Raw genomic sequence first — 14,995 nt, forward strand, 5'->3', positions numbered from 1 at the left:
ACCGAAACGGCGCTTTTTGCGCTCTTTTCTCGGACTCTTGCTCCTGGAAATAATGAAAAGGCCCGCCCACGAGCGATCGTGTCGGGCCTTTTTATTATTTAAGAGTCATGGCTGTTGGCCACAGGCGTAGGCGAATCCTATTCGCGCCGCTAACAATGTGTCAATTTCGTGAATCGTCTGTAATCAGGCGAAAAACGACTAATAACTTTCAAAAACGGAATATGCCCCAAGGGCCGCAAGAATGTTTGCGCCCAGCGGGCGTATATACAGCCCATAAAAAAAGCGCTGCCATGCCGGCCAGCGCTTTTTATTCAATCCGTCGAATTTCTATCCTTGCATCACGTCCCACAACGCCTCCAGCTCCGCCTCGCTGAACAGTCCAGCGGGGTAGCGCTCCGTGATCATCCGACGCGGATCAGGCTCTCTGATCTGACGCGTTCCATTGGACTTCAACCACTGCGCCAAGGCTTGAAGCGACTCACCATTAACGGCCAAGGGATGGCATGCGCGCTCGCTTATCATATTCATTCCAGCGCCCTCTCCTGGTTGATGAGCGGCTAATTTATCCAAGGTTTATGACAAAACAACTCAGTTCCGCTCCCCAGAACTGCCGATATGCAGATACAAGAGCTATGCCAATGTATCGATGCCGCTGGCACGAAGGGCATAAAAAAGCCCGCGCCCCAATCAGGGCGCGGGCTTGCTGAAAATGGATCCAAAAACCCCGGCGCAGAGCCGTGGGATAACTATCACCAAGCTGTTACATCGCCACTCATTTTGTGCGCGGAGCGGGCTGCTGCTGGGTAAGGCAATGGATATTCCCACCCCCCAGTAACAATTCACGCCCAGGTACCATGACCACTTCGTGCTGCGCAAACAGGTTTTGCAGGATGTCCTTCGCCGTGGCATCCAGCGGGTCGTCGAAGCTCGGGACGATAATGCCGCCGTTGACGATCAGGAAGTTCACGTAGGAACCGGCCAGCCGCACGGTCGGATTGCGCTCCTGGGAGCCTTCCACCGCATCCACGCCGGCGCATTCCTCTTCGGTGGCATAGAGAGGTCCCGGAATCGGCATCTTGTGCACTATGAACGGGCGCCCCTTGGCGTCGGTGCTGTTTTGCAGGACGTTCATCGCAGCATGGCAACGGCTGTAGTTGGGATCCTGCTCGTCGTCGGTCCAGGCGAGCAAGACTTCTCCCGGGCGAACGTAGCAGCAGAAGTTATCCACATGGCCGTCGGTCTCGTCATTGAACAGGCCGTCCGGCAGCCAGATGATCTTGTCCACCGCCAGTTGCTCCCTGAGCACCGCCTCGATTTCCTCGCGGCCCAGGTGCGGGTTGCGATTGCGGTTGAGCAGGCATTCCTCGGTGGTGATCAGGGTGCCTTCGCCATCGACGTGGATCGAGCCGCCCTCCAGCACGAACCCTTCGGTGCGGTAACGCGGACTGCGCTCGATCTCCAGGATCTTGCCGGCGACCTGCGAGTCACGGTTCCACGGCGAATACAGCCCACCGTCGAAACCGCCCCAGGCGTTGAAATCCCAATCGATGCCGCGCACTTCGCCACTGTCATTGATGACGAACGTCGGGCCGGTATCCCGGACCCAGGCGTCGTCGCTGGACATTTCCACCACACGGATATTCGGTACATCGAGGCGCGCCCGGGCGTTTTCGTACTGGGCCGCGGAGACCGCCACGGTCACTGGCTCGAAACGGGCGATGGCCTTGGCCACGGCGACATGAGCCGCCTGCGCGGGTTTGCCACCCAGGCGCCAGTTGTCTGGACGCTCGGGCCAGATCATCCAGACCTGGGTCTGGGTTGCCCACTCGGCAGGCATATGGAAACCATCCGCGCGAGGCGTGCTGTGCAAGGTTGTCATGAATCAGGACTCCAGTGAGCCGTCGAGGGTTTTGATCGCGCCGTACAGGTTCGGGCGCCGATCCCGGAATGTGCCCCAGGCACTGCGTATATGTTCCAGTTCGTCGAGGTCGAAGCTGTGCACCAGCACGCCCTCTTCGGTTTCGTTCAGTTCCTGGACCTTTTCGCCGAACGGGTTGGCGATGAAAGACGAACCATAGAACGTGATGTCGTAGCCGTCCTGTTCTTCATTGCCTATCCGGTTGCTGGCCACCAGCGGCATCACGTTTGCGCCGGCATGGCCTTGTTGCACACGCTGCCAGTGATCGCGGGACGAAATGGTCTTGTCGTGGGGCTCGCTACCGATGGCGGTAGGGTAGAACAGTATCTGCGCGCCTTGCAGCGCCATGCTGCGGGCGCATTCCGGGAACCATTGATCCCAGCAGATCCCCACGCCGATTCTGGCGTAGCGGGTATTCCACACCTTGAAGCCGGTATCGCCCGGGTTGAAATAATATTTCTCATGGTAGCCGGGGCCGTCTGGAATGTGGCTCTTGCGGTACACCCCCAGGTTCCGGCCGTCGGCATCGATGATCGCGATGCTGTTGAAGCGTGCGCGCCCGGCCCGCTCGAAGAAGCTGATGGGCAATACCACCTGCAGCTCCTTCGCCACCTTCTGGAAATGCCGGATGGCGACGTTCTCTTCTACCGTAGTCGCCAGTTGCAGGTAGTCCGGGTTCGGCTTCTGGCAGAAGTACGGCGTCTCGAACAACTCCTGGATCAGGATGATCTGCGCACCTTTGGCCGCAGCTTCGCGAACCAACCTCTCGGCGGTCTCGATATTGGCTTCGAGGTCCCAGGAACAGGCCATCTGAGTGGCGGCAACGGTAACGATACGACTCATGAATCATCTCCTGGATGATGGGCAAGGCCGGGGCTGGCTTCGATCGATGACGGAAAGTGAACCCCAGGTGCGAACAGAGGCACCGCGTCACCGGGAGACGTTATAGCCGATAAAAATCGGCTTTAGAAGCAAATTTTTTTAACAAGAACCTCAAACCGCTTATTTAAGCCGACAAATATCGATATAAAAGTTTTAGTGTTGGGTGGAGCGGGCTTGCCCGCGCAGGCAATGGACCGTCGACCCTGAAGATCGATCGGTCCGCAGCCGTCACGGGCAAGCCCTGGTGCGGGCGTCAGCCCTGTGGAATGGTCATAGATCTTCGTCCAACACTTTCGACAGCGTATCGACGAAGAAATCCACGCTCTGGCGCGTGGTAACCATCGGAGGCTTGATCTTGAGGATGTTCAGGTAATCACCGGTTGGTTGCATGAAGATACCCAGCTCCCGCAGGCGATCGCACAATGCCGCGGTTTCTTCGGTGGCCGGCTCCAGGGTGTCGCGATTGCGGATCAGCTCCAGTCCCAGGTAAAACCCCGAGCCATGGACTGCGCCCACCAAGGGATGGCGCTCGATCAAGGCTTGCAGCCGCGCCTTGAAATACCGCCCCACTTCCCGGGCGTTTTCCCAGAGCCTTTCTTCCTGCATGACATCCAGCACGGCGATACCAATCTGACAACTCACCGGGCTGCCACCGGCCGACGAGAAGAAATAGCCTTCCGCCTCCAGCGCCTCGGCGATTTCCCGCCGGGTGATCACCGCACCCAAGGGCTGGCCGTTGCCCATGCCCTTGGCCATGGTGATGATGTCCGGCACCACGCCCTGCTCTTCGAAGCCCCAGAAAAACTCGCCCATACGCCCGTAGCCGACCTGTACCTCATCGGCGATACACACCCCCCCCCGCTCGCGCACCAGCCCATAGACCTGCTTGAGGTAACCGGGCGGCAGGGCGATCCCTCCGGCATTTCCATACACAGGCTCACAGATAAAGCCCGCCAGTTGACGCTTGCGCTCGGCGATTTTCGCCAGGCTGTGTTCGACGCTGCGCAGGTAGTCCGGCGTGCTGTCCGGACCGCGGAATTCCCCGCGATAGGTGTTGGGCGCGGTCACCGGATGCACCCAGTCCGGGCGACTGCTCAGCGCCTGGGGGTTGTCGGCGATGGAGGTCGACACCGCATCGGCTGCCACCGACCAGCCGTGGTAGGCCTCCAATACGCTGAGCATGTCCCGGCCACCGCTATAGGCCCAGGCCAGGCGGATCGCCAGGTCATTGGCCTCCGTGCCGCTGTTGACCAGGAAAACCCGGTCCATGCCCGGCGGCGCCAGCGCCAGCAAGCGTTCGGAGAACTCGGTGACCGATGCATAGTGAAAACGCGAGTTGGTATTGAGCAGCGACCATTGCCGGGCGGCCACTGCCGCCATGCGCGGGTGGCCGTGTCCCAGTACCGCGACGTTGTTGAGCATGTCGAGATAGGAGCGCCCCTGCATGTCGATCAGATGGTTGCGCCAGCCACGCTCGATGCGCGGTGGATCGACGTAGTAGTGCTTCTGCGTCCGGGCAAAGCTCGCGTCGCGACGGGCCAGCAGCGTCTTGGCGTCCACTTCTGCCTCGGCATCGCACGCCAGCCCCAGCAACACCGACGGCGACGGGCACAGCGCCTGCCAGGCCGCGGCTCGGGACGGCGTGCAAAACAGCGGTGGATCCAACTGCGCGCCCCGGCATAGTTGAACCAGCAAGGGCTCGCTCACCTCCCCCAATACCTGTCCCTTGACCAGCGCGGCTCCGGAGTGCAAAGGCGAAGTAACGCCCCAGAGCCGCACGCTCAACTGCGTACCGTCCAGCTGCAGCATGCCGTCGGCGCGCTTGTGCACCACACCGGCGAACGGCGACTCCAATGGCGTGCCCCTGGGTACGTGCAATTCCACATGCAGCGGGAAAGTATCGGGTTCCTCGGCACTGTCCGGCCGGGTTCGAGACAATCGGTACTGCCCGTAGCGGCTGGCGGCCAGCCCGTGAACGGCCGCGGCCTCACCCAGCAGACGCCGGTCGATACCCGGTGCCTCCCAGTTCCCGGCCTCGAAATGCGGGCTCAGCACACCCAGGTCGATCAGGGCGAACTCACGCCCCACCAGGGTGGGCAGTAACGGCGCGAAGCCTTCACTGGCCACAGGTGGCAAAGACTGGTCGACGGCAGCCAGGATCGCTGCTTCCATCAGTTCGAACGGCACCGAGTGGGCGACCCGGAAGATCTCCCATTCATGCTCCAGGTTATCGCGACTGTAGGCATTATCCGGATCGATGCTGGCCTGTTGCTCGCCACTGAGCACCAGTATGGCGGCACGCGTCACGATCAACGGCCAAAGCGCCAACAGTTCCTCGCGCTGCAAGGGGTTGGCCGAGTGATAGGCCTGGACCGCCGGCAGGATGAAGAACGGATCGCCGTCGGCATGATGCAACAACGCCGCGCAGGTCACCGATAACTCGGTGATGCGCCAGGTACGGATCAGATCACCGAAATCGATGACCCCCTTCACCTGCCAATGACGCAGGGCATCACGCTGCCAGACCACATTGTCATCGGTGAGGTCCATGTGGATCGCCTGTACCGGCAGGCTGGCCTTGAGCGGATGCAGGCGCCGCTCGGCCTGTTGCGCGGCTTCAGCGACGAGGCTGCGCCGCGGGTCATCCTGGACGACGGGCAGCAGGTGGTCGATCAGGGCACTGGCATGGCGAGGATCCCATTGCAGGGTGCGCTCCAGGCCCGGGTGGTCAAACGACGCCAGGGCCAGGTCGACTTGCGCGCACAGGCGCCCCAGGCCGCTCACCAGCTCGGGTCCCATGTGCTTGAGCCGGGTCAGGGGCTGGCCGTCTATATATTCCAGCAAGCGGACGTGTACCGCCTGGCCGTCCACATCGAGTGTCAGCAAGTCCTGGCCGTTATTGGCGGCGATGACCTGCGGCACTTTCACGGCGCCGTTCCCGGCCAGTTGCTTGAGAGCGGCATGCTGGGCCTGGAGCTCCTGGACGGCATAGTCGCCATGACAGATCTTCAACACGAATCGTCCGCGCTCGCTGTCGACGCGCAAGTTGAGGTCCTGCTGGCTGCCAAGGGGTCGCAGGTCACCGCTGAGTCCGTAATTCGAGCGCAGCAGTACCACCGCCTGGGCGGCGCTGAGCTGTGGGCTTGGCAAACTGGCACGGTGAACCAACGTGGCGAGTGGCATGTAACGACCCCTAGGGTGGTTTGTTGAGTGCCTATCTCGCCACTGAGTCAAGGGATAAGCAACCCCTCCCTGCGGAAACCATGGCGCCGGGACGGGTCGGCGATCCCCCCCTCGACGGGTTGTCCGGTAAGAAAAGCGCCTGTGCCATCCCTTTCGCGCCCTCTGGCCCCGAGATCCCGCTTGCATCCCCCTCCTCCTGCCGACAAGCTATGCTCCATGCTTTGTCGTCTCATGGAAAAAGGCTTAACCGGATGCGCATTCTCATCACTGGCGGTGCCGGCTTCATCGGCTCGGCTCTCATACGGCATTTGATCCACGATACGGGACATCAGGTCCTGAACCTCGACAAGCTGACCTACGCAGGCAATCTTGAATCCCTGAGTAGCATCGATCATGACAGTCGTTATGAATTCGTACAGGCCGATATCGTCGACCAACCGACTGTCAGCGCGGTGCTGGAGCGGTTCAAGCCCGACGCGATCATGCACCTGGCGGCCGAGTCCCACGTGGATCGCTCCATCGATGGCCCGGCGGACTTCATCCAGACCAATATCGTAGGCACCTACAGCCTGCTGGAAGCGACCCGCGCCTACTGGCAGGCCCTGCCCGAACCCCAGAAGCGCGCGTTTCGTTTCCACCACATTTCCACCGACGAGGTCTACGGGGACCTGCATGGCGTGGACGACCTGTTCACCGAAACCACCGCCTACGCCCCCAGTTCCCCCTATTCGGCCAGCAAAGCGGCGTCCGACCACCTGGTCCGTGCCTGGCAGCGTACCTACGGGCTGCCTGTGCTGCTGACCAATTGCTCGAACAACTACGGGCCGTTCCACTTCCCCGAGAAGCTGATTCCGCTGGTGATCCTCAACGCGCTGGCAGGCAAGCAACTGCCGGTATACGGCGACGGTCAACAAGTACGGGACTGGCTGTACGTTGAAGACCACGCCAGGGCGCTGCTGAAGGTCGTCACCGAAGGTACCGTCGGCGAGACCTACAATATCGGCGGCCACAATGAGCAGAAGAACATCGATGTGGTACGCAACATCTGCGCGCTGCTGGAAGAGCTCGCGCCACATAAACCCGAAGGGGTGGAGCACTACGCCGACCTGATTACCTTCGTCAAGGATCGTCCCGGTCACGACCTGCGCTACGCCATCGATGCCGGCAAGATCGAACGGGAGCTGGGCTGGACGCCGCAGGAGACCTTCGATACCGGGTTGCGCAAGACTGTGCAGTGGTACCTGGAAAACCTGCTGTGGTGCCGACGTGTCCAGGACGGCAGCTATCAGGGCGAGCGCCTGGGCTCGCTCGACAACAAGGAATCGATTGCATGATGAAGGGCATCGTTCTGGCCGGCGGTTCCGGCACACGCCTGCACCCTATTACCCTCGGCGTGTCCAAACAGCTGTTGCCGGTTTATGACAAGCCGATGATCTACTATCCGATCTCGGTGCTGATGCTGGCAGGCATCAAGGACATCCTGGTGATTTCCACGCCGCAAGACCTGCCGCAATACCGCAACCTGCTAGGCGACGGCAGCCAGTTCGGCGTGCAGTTCAGTTATGCCGAGCAGCCTTCGCCCGATGGGCTGGCCCAGGCATTCCTGATCGGTGAGCAGTTCATCGGCAGCGACCCGGTGTGCCTGATCCTGGGCGACAACATCTTTCACGGCCAGCGCTTCAGCGAGCAGTTGCAGACCGCCGTCAACCGACAGAGCGGCGCGACCGTGTTCGGCTATTGGGTCAAGGATCCGGAGCGTTTTGGGGTGATTGACTTCAACGACGAAGGCCATGCCATTTCCATCGAAGAAAAACCGACCGTACCTAAATCCAGCTACGCGGTGACCGGCCTGTATTTCTACGATAACGACGTGATCCGGATCGCCAAGTCCATCAAACCCTCCAAGCGAGGCGAACTGGAAATCACCGACGTCAACAACGCTTACCTGCAACGCGGCGATCTGCATGTCGAGCGCTTCGGCCGGGGTTTCGCCTGGCTGGACACCGGCACCCACGACAGCTTGCTGGAGGCCTCGCAGTACGTACAGACCATCGAGCACCGACAAGGCCTGAAGGTGGCTTGCCTGGAAGAAATCGCCTACCAGCAGGGATGGGTCAGTCGCGAGCACGTTCTCGAGCGCGCCGGCTATTTCGGCAAGACCGGCTATGGCCAGTACCTGTTCAAGATCGTGGGAGAGACACGTTGAACGTCATCGCCACCCGATTGCCTGGAGTGCTGATCATCGAGCCGAAAGTCTTCGGTGACGATCGCGGTTTTTTCTATGAGAGCTTCAATGCCAGGGCGTTCGCCGATGCCACAGGCTGTGCCCTGCAGTTCGTCCAGGACAACCATTCGCGTTCGAGCCGGGGCGTATTGCGCGGCTTGCATTACCAGATCGAACAGGCCCAGGGAAAACTCGTGCGGGTCACCGCCGGAGAAGTGCTGGACGTCGCGGTGGACATCCGCCGCAGTTCGCCCACCTTCGGCCAGTGGGCCAGCGCACGTCTTTCGGCGCACAACCAGCGCCAGCTATGGATTCCGCCCGGGTTTGCCCACGGTTTTGTGGTATTGAGCGAATCGGCGGATTTCCTCTACAAGACCACCGATTACTATGCCCCCGCGGCCGAACGCTGCATTCGCTGGGACGACCCGCGACTGGCCATTGACTGGGAGCTCGAAGACACGCCGATCCTGTCGCCCAAGGACCAGAACGGCAAATCCCTGGACGAGGCCGACCTGTTCCCATGACTGCCTCCTTGCGCATCCTGATCATTGGCCGCAACGGCCAGGTGGCTCAGGCGCTTCAATCGCGCCTGGCCGGCACTGCGGAACTGATCGTGCGCGGCAGTGACCAGCTCGACCTGGCGCACCCGGACAACCTGCGGTCCGCCATCACTGCCCTGGGGCCGGACCTGATCATCAACGCCGCGGCCCATACGGCAGTCGACCAGGCCGAGAGCGAGCCGGAGCTGGCATTCGCCATCAACGCCACCGCCCCCGGGATCCTGGCTGGAACGGCGGTCTCCCTGGGCGTCCCGTTGATCCATTACTCCACCGATTATGTCTTCGATGGCCACCGGCGCGAGCCCTACACCGAGGACGACGCGACCAACCCGCTGAGCGTCTATGGACGCAGCAAACTGGCCGGCGAAGATGCGATCCGCCAGGCCGGGGGGCAGTACCTGATACTGCGCACCAGCTGGGTGTATTCCACCAGAGGTCGCAATTTCCTGCTGACCATGCAGCGCCTGCTTCAGGAAAAACCGAGCCTGCGGGTGGTGGCCGACCAGATCGGTGCACCGACCTGGGCGGCCACCATTGCCGACAGCACCGCGAAGCTCATCGAGCGCTGGCAGGCCGGACAGCCTGGCGCCTGGGGCACCTATCACCTGACGGCCCAGGGCGAGACGTCCTGGTTCGGTTTCGCCCAGGCCATCGGCGAACATCTGGCCGAGCAGCAAAAGCCCTGTGCCGTACTCGAACCCATCCCCTCCAGTGCTTACCCGACGCCGGCTCATCGGCCCCTCAACTCGCGGCTGGATTGCTCGCGACTGCTGCGGGAATGGGGAGTGAGCCAGCCAGACTGGCGAATCGCGTTGCGCCAGTGCCTTGCCGGGCAGACCTAGGCTCTGGCCGAAGAATATCTTTCAGGCAGCGCCGGCTTTGTACGTCGCTGCGCAGGCATTTTCCATTCAAGCCCGGGCATAATGCGCGTGTTCCCACAGGCGCACGTTTATGAACTCCACTCTTCCCCGCAGACCCCGTTGGCGCAGCCTGGCCCTGCTAGCGCTGTGCCTGGCACCCTTGCTGTGGCCGCTGGAGCATCTGGCTGAACGTTATTACCGCAGCGAACTGGCCGGGCAGAACCGCCAGACCCTCGATCTGTACGTCGCCAACCTGTTGGGTACGCTGCATCGCTATGAAGTGCTGCCGCAGATCCTCGGCGACCTGCCGGCCCTGCGCGCGGCACTGTCGGCTCCCGACGACAGCGTCACCCAAGGCAACGCCAACCAGCTGCTGAAGAACATCAGCGCCCAGAGCGGGGCCGAAGTGATGTACCTGATGGACCCCACCGGCAAGACGCTGGCGGCGTCGAACTGGGACAAGCATGACAGTTTCGTCGGGCGCAATTTCTCCTTCCGGCCGTATTTCATCGAAGCCATGGCCGGGCGCCTGGGACGCTTCTTCGGCCTGGGCACCACGTCGGGCAAGCGCGGTTACTTTTTCGCCGCCGCGGTACGCGACCATGAAAAAGTCATCGGCGTGCTGGTGGTCAAGGTGGATCTGGACCACACCGAAAGCCTGTGGGGCAAGACGCCGGAGCAACTGTTGGTCACCGACCACAACGGCGTGGTCATCCTGACATCTCGGCAGGAGTGGCGATTTCGCGCGACCCGCCCCCTCAGCGACGAGGAGCGCACGGCCATCAGCGCCGTACAGCCCTACCCGACCCGCGATCCCCAGCCGTTGAACCTGGATGCCAGCGCCTGGCTGACCCAGACCCAGTCCATCGAGGAGACGGGCTGGAGCGTGAGCATTCTCGCCCCTCGTACGCTGATCGACCGGCCAGTGCGCACCGTGGTCGCCACGGGCGGCGCGGCGCTTCTGGTGCTGATGCTGCTGCTCGGATTGATGATGCAGCGCCGGCGCCATTACCTGGATAGGATCGCCTTCGAAGCCAAGGCACGCCACGAACTGGAGGGCCGGGTGGCCGAGCGTACCAGCGACCTGGAAGGGTTGAACCGGCGACTGAGACAGGAAGTGCTGGAGCGTGAACATGCCCAGCAGGAGCTGGTCCGTGCCCAGGACGACCTGGTCCAGGCCGGCAAACTTTCCGCCCTGGGCACCATGTCGGCCAGTATCAGCCACGAACTCAACCAGCCCCTGGCGGCGATTCGAAGCTATGCCGAAAACGCCGAGATCCTCCTGGACCACCAGCGCACCGAGGACGCCCGGGGCAATCTCAAGCAAATCGGCGAACTGACCGGGCGCATGGCCTCGATCATCGCCCACCTGCGCGCCTTCGCCCGGCGCGACCGCCACGCTCCGGAAAGCGTCGCCCTGCAACCGGCCCTGGACGACGCCCTGGCGTTGCTTGCCAAGCGCCGCCGCAGCATGGAAGTCGAGCTGATCCGTGACCTGCCGGCCGCCACGCTGTGGGTCGAGGCCGGCGAAACCCGCTTGCGCCAGGTGCTGGGCAACCTGCTGGCCAATGCCCTGGATGCCCTGACCGAGAAAGGTCCGCCGCGCAAACTCTGGCTCAGTGCCCAGGCCACCGAAACCGGCGTCACCCTGTACATCCGCGATAACGGTCCAGGCTTCTGCATGGAAGCCCTTGGCCGCGCCAGCGAACCCTTCTACACCACCAAGACCCGTACCCAGGGCCTTGGCCTTGGGCTGGCGATCTGCGAAACCCTGATGCGCGCCTTCGGCGGTGAACTGTCGTTCGCCAACCACAAGGAAGGCGGCGCACTGATCACCCTCAAGCTGCGCGCCGGCGCGCCCGGAGTGAGCCTGCAACCATCCGAGGACCGTAGCGTATGACCATCGATAACCGGATTGAGGTGGTGCTGATCGACGACGATCCCCACCTGCGCCAGGCCCTGAGCCAGACCCTCGACCTGGCCGGGCTGAAAGTCCTGCCCCTGGGCGAGGCCAAGGACCTTGTCGAGCAATTGCCCCGTGACTGGCCGGGCGTGGTGGTCAGCGATATCCGCATGCCGGGTATCGACGGCCTCGAACTGCTCAACCTGCTGCATGCCCAGGATCCGGAATTGCCGGTGCTGCTGATCACCGGTCACGGCGACGTGCCGCTGGCGGTGCAGGCCATGCGCGCGGGCGCCTACGACTTCCTGGAGAAGCCCTTCCCCAGCGATCACTTGCTCGACAGCGTACGCCGGGCCCTGGCGCTACGCCGCCTGGTGCTGGACAACCGCAGCCTGCGCCTGGCCCTCAGTGACCGTCATGAGCTCAGCGCCCGGTTGATCGGCCAATCGACGCCGATCCTGCGCCTGCGCGAGCAGATCGGCGCCTTGGCCGCGACCCGTGCCGACGTATTGATCCTGGGTGAAACCGGTGCGGGCAAGGAAGTGGTCGCCCGTGCCTTGCATGACCTCTCGGGGCGGCGCAACGGCCCGTTCGTGGCGATCAACGCCGGAGCGCTGGCCGAATCGGTGGTGGAAAGCGAGCTGTTCGGCCACGAGCCTGGCGCTTTCACCGGGGCGCAAAAGCGCCGCATCGGCAAGTTCGAGTTCGCCAACGGCGGTACGCTGTTTCTCGATGAAATCGAAAGCATGAGCATGGACGTCCAGGTCAAGCTGTTGCGTCTGTTGCAGGAACGCGTGGTGGAACGGTTGGGAGGCAATCAACAGATCCCGTTGGACATCCGCATCATTGCCGCCACCAAGGAAGACCTGCGCCAGGCCGCCGACCAAGGGCGTTTCCGCGCCGACCTGTATTACCGCCTGAACGTCGCGCCGCTGCGCATTCCGCCGCTGCGCGAGCGGGGCGAGGATACGCTGATGCTGTTCCAGCACTTCGCCAACGAAGCCAGCGCCCGCCACGGGCTACCACCCCATGAGTTGCAACCTGCACAACGGGCGCTGTTGCTGCGTCACAGTTGGCCGGGCAACGTCCGGGAACTGCAGAACGCGGCCGAACGCTTTGCCCTGGGCCTGGAACTGGCCCTGGATAACAGCGCGCCGGACGGCACCCCGGGGGCACCGGTGGAGATCGTCAGCGGCGGCTTGAGCGAACAAGTGGAAAACTTCGAGAAGACCCTGATCGCCGCCGAACTGGCCCGCCCCCACAGCTCGGTACGCAGCCTCGCCGAAGCCCTGGGCATTCCGCGCAAGACCTTGCACGACAAGCTGCGCAAGCATGGCCTGACCTTTGGCGACAGCAGCCAGGGTGCGGCCGATGAGTCCGATTGAGTTATCGTCATCCTTCTTTCACCCAAGAGGCCTGCAATGAACCGCGACAGTCGCTACCTGGAATCGATCCTGCACCACGACATCCCGCTGACCCGGGACATGGGCCTCAAGGTGCTCGATTGGCAGGCCCGGCAACTGCGCCTGTTCCTGCCACTTGCGGCCAACGTCAACCACAAGAGCACCATGTTCGGCGGAAGCCTGTATTGCGGCGCGGTACTCGGCGGTTGGGGCTGGCTGCACCTGGCCTTGCGCGAGGAAGGCATCGAAGACGGGCATATCGTGATCCAGGAAGGGCAGATCAGCTATCCGCTGCCAGTGACGCGCGATGCGACGGTTGTCTGCGATGCGCCCGAGGAAAAAACCTGGAAACGCTTCCTGGCCACTTACCGGCGCTATGGCCGGGCGCGGCTGGCCTTGCAGACACAGGTGATGAACGTGGGAAGCGATGACACCGCGGTGCAGTTCGAAGGGCAGTACGTGTTGCACCGCTGACATTGAAAAAACACCGCAACACCTGTGACAAGGGGAGTTATCCCGTCGGGGCGCGAAGCAGCCCTGGTTTTTAGGGCGGCTGCGCAGCCCAACGGGGAGCGATCCCCTCACCCGTATGGCCGGAGGTGGCTCAGGAGCGGGCCAGTTCCAGCAATTTGCCCCGCCACGCGGCTTTCGCCGGCAGCGCCAGGAACGACGCATTGAGCAGCGACTCCCGCGGTAGATAGCAGAACACTTCGCCACTCAAGTCCAACACCTCGCCCCCCGCGCCCTCCAGCACGCCCTGGGCGGCAGCGGTGTCCCATTGGGACGTCGGCGCCAGCCGTGGATAGCAATCCGCCGCGCCTTCGGCCACCAGGCAGAACTTCAATGAACTGCCGATACTGGTCAGTTGCAGCTCTCCCAGGCTTTGGCTCAAGCCGTCCAGCAGGCGCTCCTGTTCGGGGCTGGTATGGCGGCGACTGGCGACCACGGTAAACGTTTCGCCGGGCGCCAGTGCATGACGAACCTCGATGGGCGACGGCTCGCCCCCCTTGTCACCACGCCAGGCACCGAGCCCCGAGCCGCCGACGTAGAAGCGCCCGCTGGTGGGCATCGACACCACGCCAAACACCACCTGCCCCTGCTCGATCAGTGCGATGTTGACCGTGAACTCCTCGCTGCCGGAAATGAACTCCTTGGTGCCATCCAACGGATCCACCAGCCACCAGCGCTGCCAGCCGGCGCGCAGGTCCTGGGCAATATCGGCGTCCTCCTCGGAGAGGATCGGGATCTGCGGCGCCAGCGCCGTCAGCCCGGCCACGATAACGTCGTGAGCGGCCATGTCCGCCGCGGTGACGGGCGACTCGTCGGCCTTGCGATCAACCTGCACGTTGGCTCGCCAGAAGGGCAGGATCGCCTCACCGGCCTTGAGCGCCAGCTCGATGACGGGGGCCATCAGTGGATGAGGATAATTCATGCCAGGAATGCTCCGCGCTGGGTCAGCAGGTCACGGGCCAGGTACAACGCCGCCAAGGCGCGGCCCTCCGTGAATTGCGGGTTCTGCGCCAGGGCCGCCAGCTCCCGTAGATTGACCTTGTCCACGCGCATCGGCTCGGGCTCGTCGCCCTCCAGCCGTTCCTCGTACAGATCGCTTGCCAGCACCACCTGGATCTTCTGGCTCATGTAGCCGGGCGACAAGGACAGTTCGGTCAGGTGCTCCAGTTGGCGCGCACCGAAACCGGCCTCCTCCTTGAGCTCCCGCTCGGCTGCCGCCAGCACGTCTTCCCCGGGCTCGATCAATCCCTTGGGCAGGGACAGTTCGTAGGCATCGGTACCGCCACAATACTCTTCCACCAACACCGCGTGCTCGGCATCGAGCATGGCCACGATCATCACCGCCCCATACCCGGCGCCCTTGCCCGCCAGGCGCTCATAGGTGCGCTCCACACCATTGGAAAAACGCAGTTTCAGTTCTTCCACGCAAAACAGGCGGCTGGTGGCGACGATCCGTCGATCGAGTATGGTGGGTTTCTGGCGCATAAACGGCTCCCTGGGCGATAGCGGGCTACTATACCCGGCCTATTCTGATTGTTTGTGTCGGATATCC

Annotated in this window: 13 protein-coding genes; 7 read left to right on the forward strand and 6 right to left on the reverse strand. The window is 62.7% G+C overall.

The genetic code is table 11. The annotated features are described in order from the left end of the window. Positions 1-327: 327 nt before the first annotated feature. From BLP99_RS20085 to BLP99_RS20100, 4 genes are all read right to left on the reverse strand, one after another. Positions 328-528: a hypothetical protein gene (locus BLP99_RS20085; protein ID WP_072397756.1), complete on the reverse strand. Its 201-nt coding sequence runs from the start codon at positions 526-528 to the stop codon at positions 328-330. Between the two features lie 244 nt (positions 529-772). Then, a complete protein-coding gene (gene aguA, locus BLP99_RS20090; RefSeq protein WP_092181521.1) occupies positions 773-1,879 on the reverse strand; it encodes an agmatine deiminase in 1,107 nt (368 codons plus the stop codon). A 3-nt stretch (positions 1,880-1,882) separates the two neighbouring features. Further along, positions 1,883-2,761 carry an N-carbamoylputrescine amidase gene (aguB, locus tag BLP99_RS20095; protein WP_072397754.1) on the reverse strand — a complete coding sequence of 293 codons (879 nt, stop codon included), beginning with the start codon at positions 2,759-2,761 and terminating at the stop codon, positions 1,883-1,885. 309 nt (positions 2,762-3,070) lie between these two features. Further along, complete coding sequence (locus BLP99_RS20100) at positions 3,071-5,983, reverse strand: aminotransferase (RefSeq protein ID WP_092181524.1); 2,913 nt, start codon at positions 5,981-5,983, stop codon at positions 3,071-3,073. 251 nt (positions 5,984-6,234) lie between these two features. Between BLP99_RS20100 and rfbB the strand changes: the two genes are divergently transcribed. From rfbB to BLP99_RS20135, 7 genes are all read left to right on the forward strand, one after another. Beyond that, complete coding sequence (rfbB, locus tag BLP99_RS20105) at positions 6,235-7,317, forward strand: dTDP-glucose 4,6-dehydratase (RefSeq protein ID WP_072397752.1); 1,083 nt, start codon at positions 6,235-6,237, stop codon at positions 7,315-7,317. Then, on the forward strand, positions 7,314-8,189 hold the full coding sequence (gene rfbA / locus BLP99_RS20110; RefSeq protein ID WP_072397751.1) for a glucose-1-phosphate thymidylyltransferase RfbA: 876 nt from the start codon (positions 7,314-7,316) through the stop codon (positions 8,187-8,189). The genes rfbB and rfbA overlap by 4 nt, the downstream gene beginning before the upstream one ends. After that, a complete protein-coding gene (gene rfbC / locus BLP99_RS20115; protein ID WP_072397750.1) occupies positions 8,186-8,731 on the forward strand; it encodes a dTDP-4-dehydrorhamnose 3,5-epimerase in 546 nt (181 codons plus the stop codon). Before rfbA ends, rfbC begins: the two co-directional genes overlap by 4 nt. Beyond that, the gene (gene rfbD / locus BLP99_RS20120) at positions 8,728-9,609 is read left to right on the forward strand and encodes a dTDP-4-dehydrorhamnose reductase (RefSeq protein ID WP_072431751.1); all 882 of its coding nucleotides are present in this window, start codon (positions 8,728-8,730) and stop codon (positions 9,607-9,609) included. The genes rfbC and rfbD overlap by 4 nt, the downstream gene beginning before the upstream one ends. A gap of 109 nt (positions 9,610-9,718) precedes the next feature. Next, positions 9,719-11,527 (forward strand): sensor histidine kinase, encoded by a 1,809-nt coding sequence (locus BLP99_RS20125; RefSeq protein ID WP_072397748.1) that lies wholly within the window; start codon positions 9,719-9,721, stop codon positions 11,525-11,527. Then, the gene (locus BLP99_RS20130) at positions 11,524-12,915 is read left to right on the forward strand and encodes a sigma-54-dependent transcriptional regulator (protein WP_092181527.1); all 1,392 of its coding nucleotides are present in this window, start codon (positions 11,524-11,526) and stop codon (positions 12,913-12,915) included. Before BLP99_RS20125 ends, BLP99_RS20130 begins: the two co-directional genes overlap by 4 nt. 36 nt (positions 12,916-12,951) lie before the next feature. Then, a complete protein-coding gene (locus BLP99_RS20135) occupies positions 12,952-13,407 on the forward strand; it encodes a YiiD C-terminal domain-containing protein (protein WP_072431752.1) in 456 nt (151 codons plus the stop codon). Between the two features lie 130 nt (positions 13,408-13,537). On the opposite strand, the gene cysQ is transcribed toward BLP99_RS20135, so the two are convergent. Both cysQ and nudE read right to left on the reverse strand, forming a co-directional pair. Next, complete coding sequence (gene cysQ / locus BLP99_RS20140) at positions 13,538-14,365, reverse strand: 3'(2'),5'-bisphosphate nucleotidase CysQ (protein ID WP_092181531.1); 828 nt, start codon at positions 14,363-14,365, stop codon at positions 13,538-13,540. After that, positions 14,362-14,928 (reverse strand): ADP compounds hydrolase NudE, encoded by a 567-nt coding sequence (gene nudE / locus BLP99_RS20145; protein WP_072397744.1) that lies wholly within the window; start codon positions 14,926-14,928, stop codon positions 14,362-14,364. Before nudE ends, cysQ begins: the two co-directional genes overlap by 4 nt. Positions 14,929-14,995 lie beyond the last annotated feature (67 nt).

This window comes from Pseudomonas sp. NFACC32-1 (assembly GCF_900101215.1).
Taxonomy (GTDB): Bacteria; Pseudomonadota; Gammaproteobacteria; order Pseudomonadales; family Pseudomonadaceae; genus Aquipseudomonas.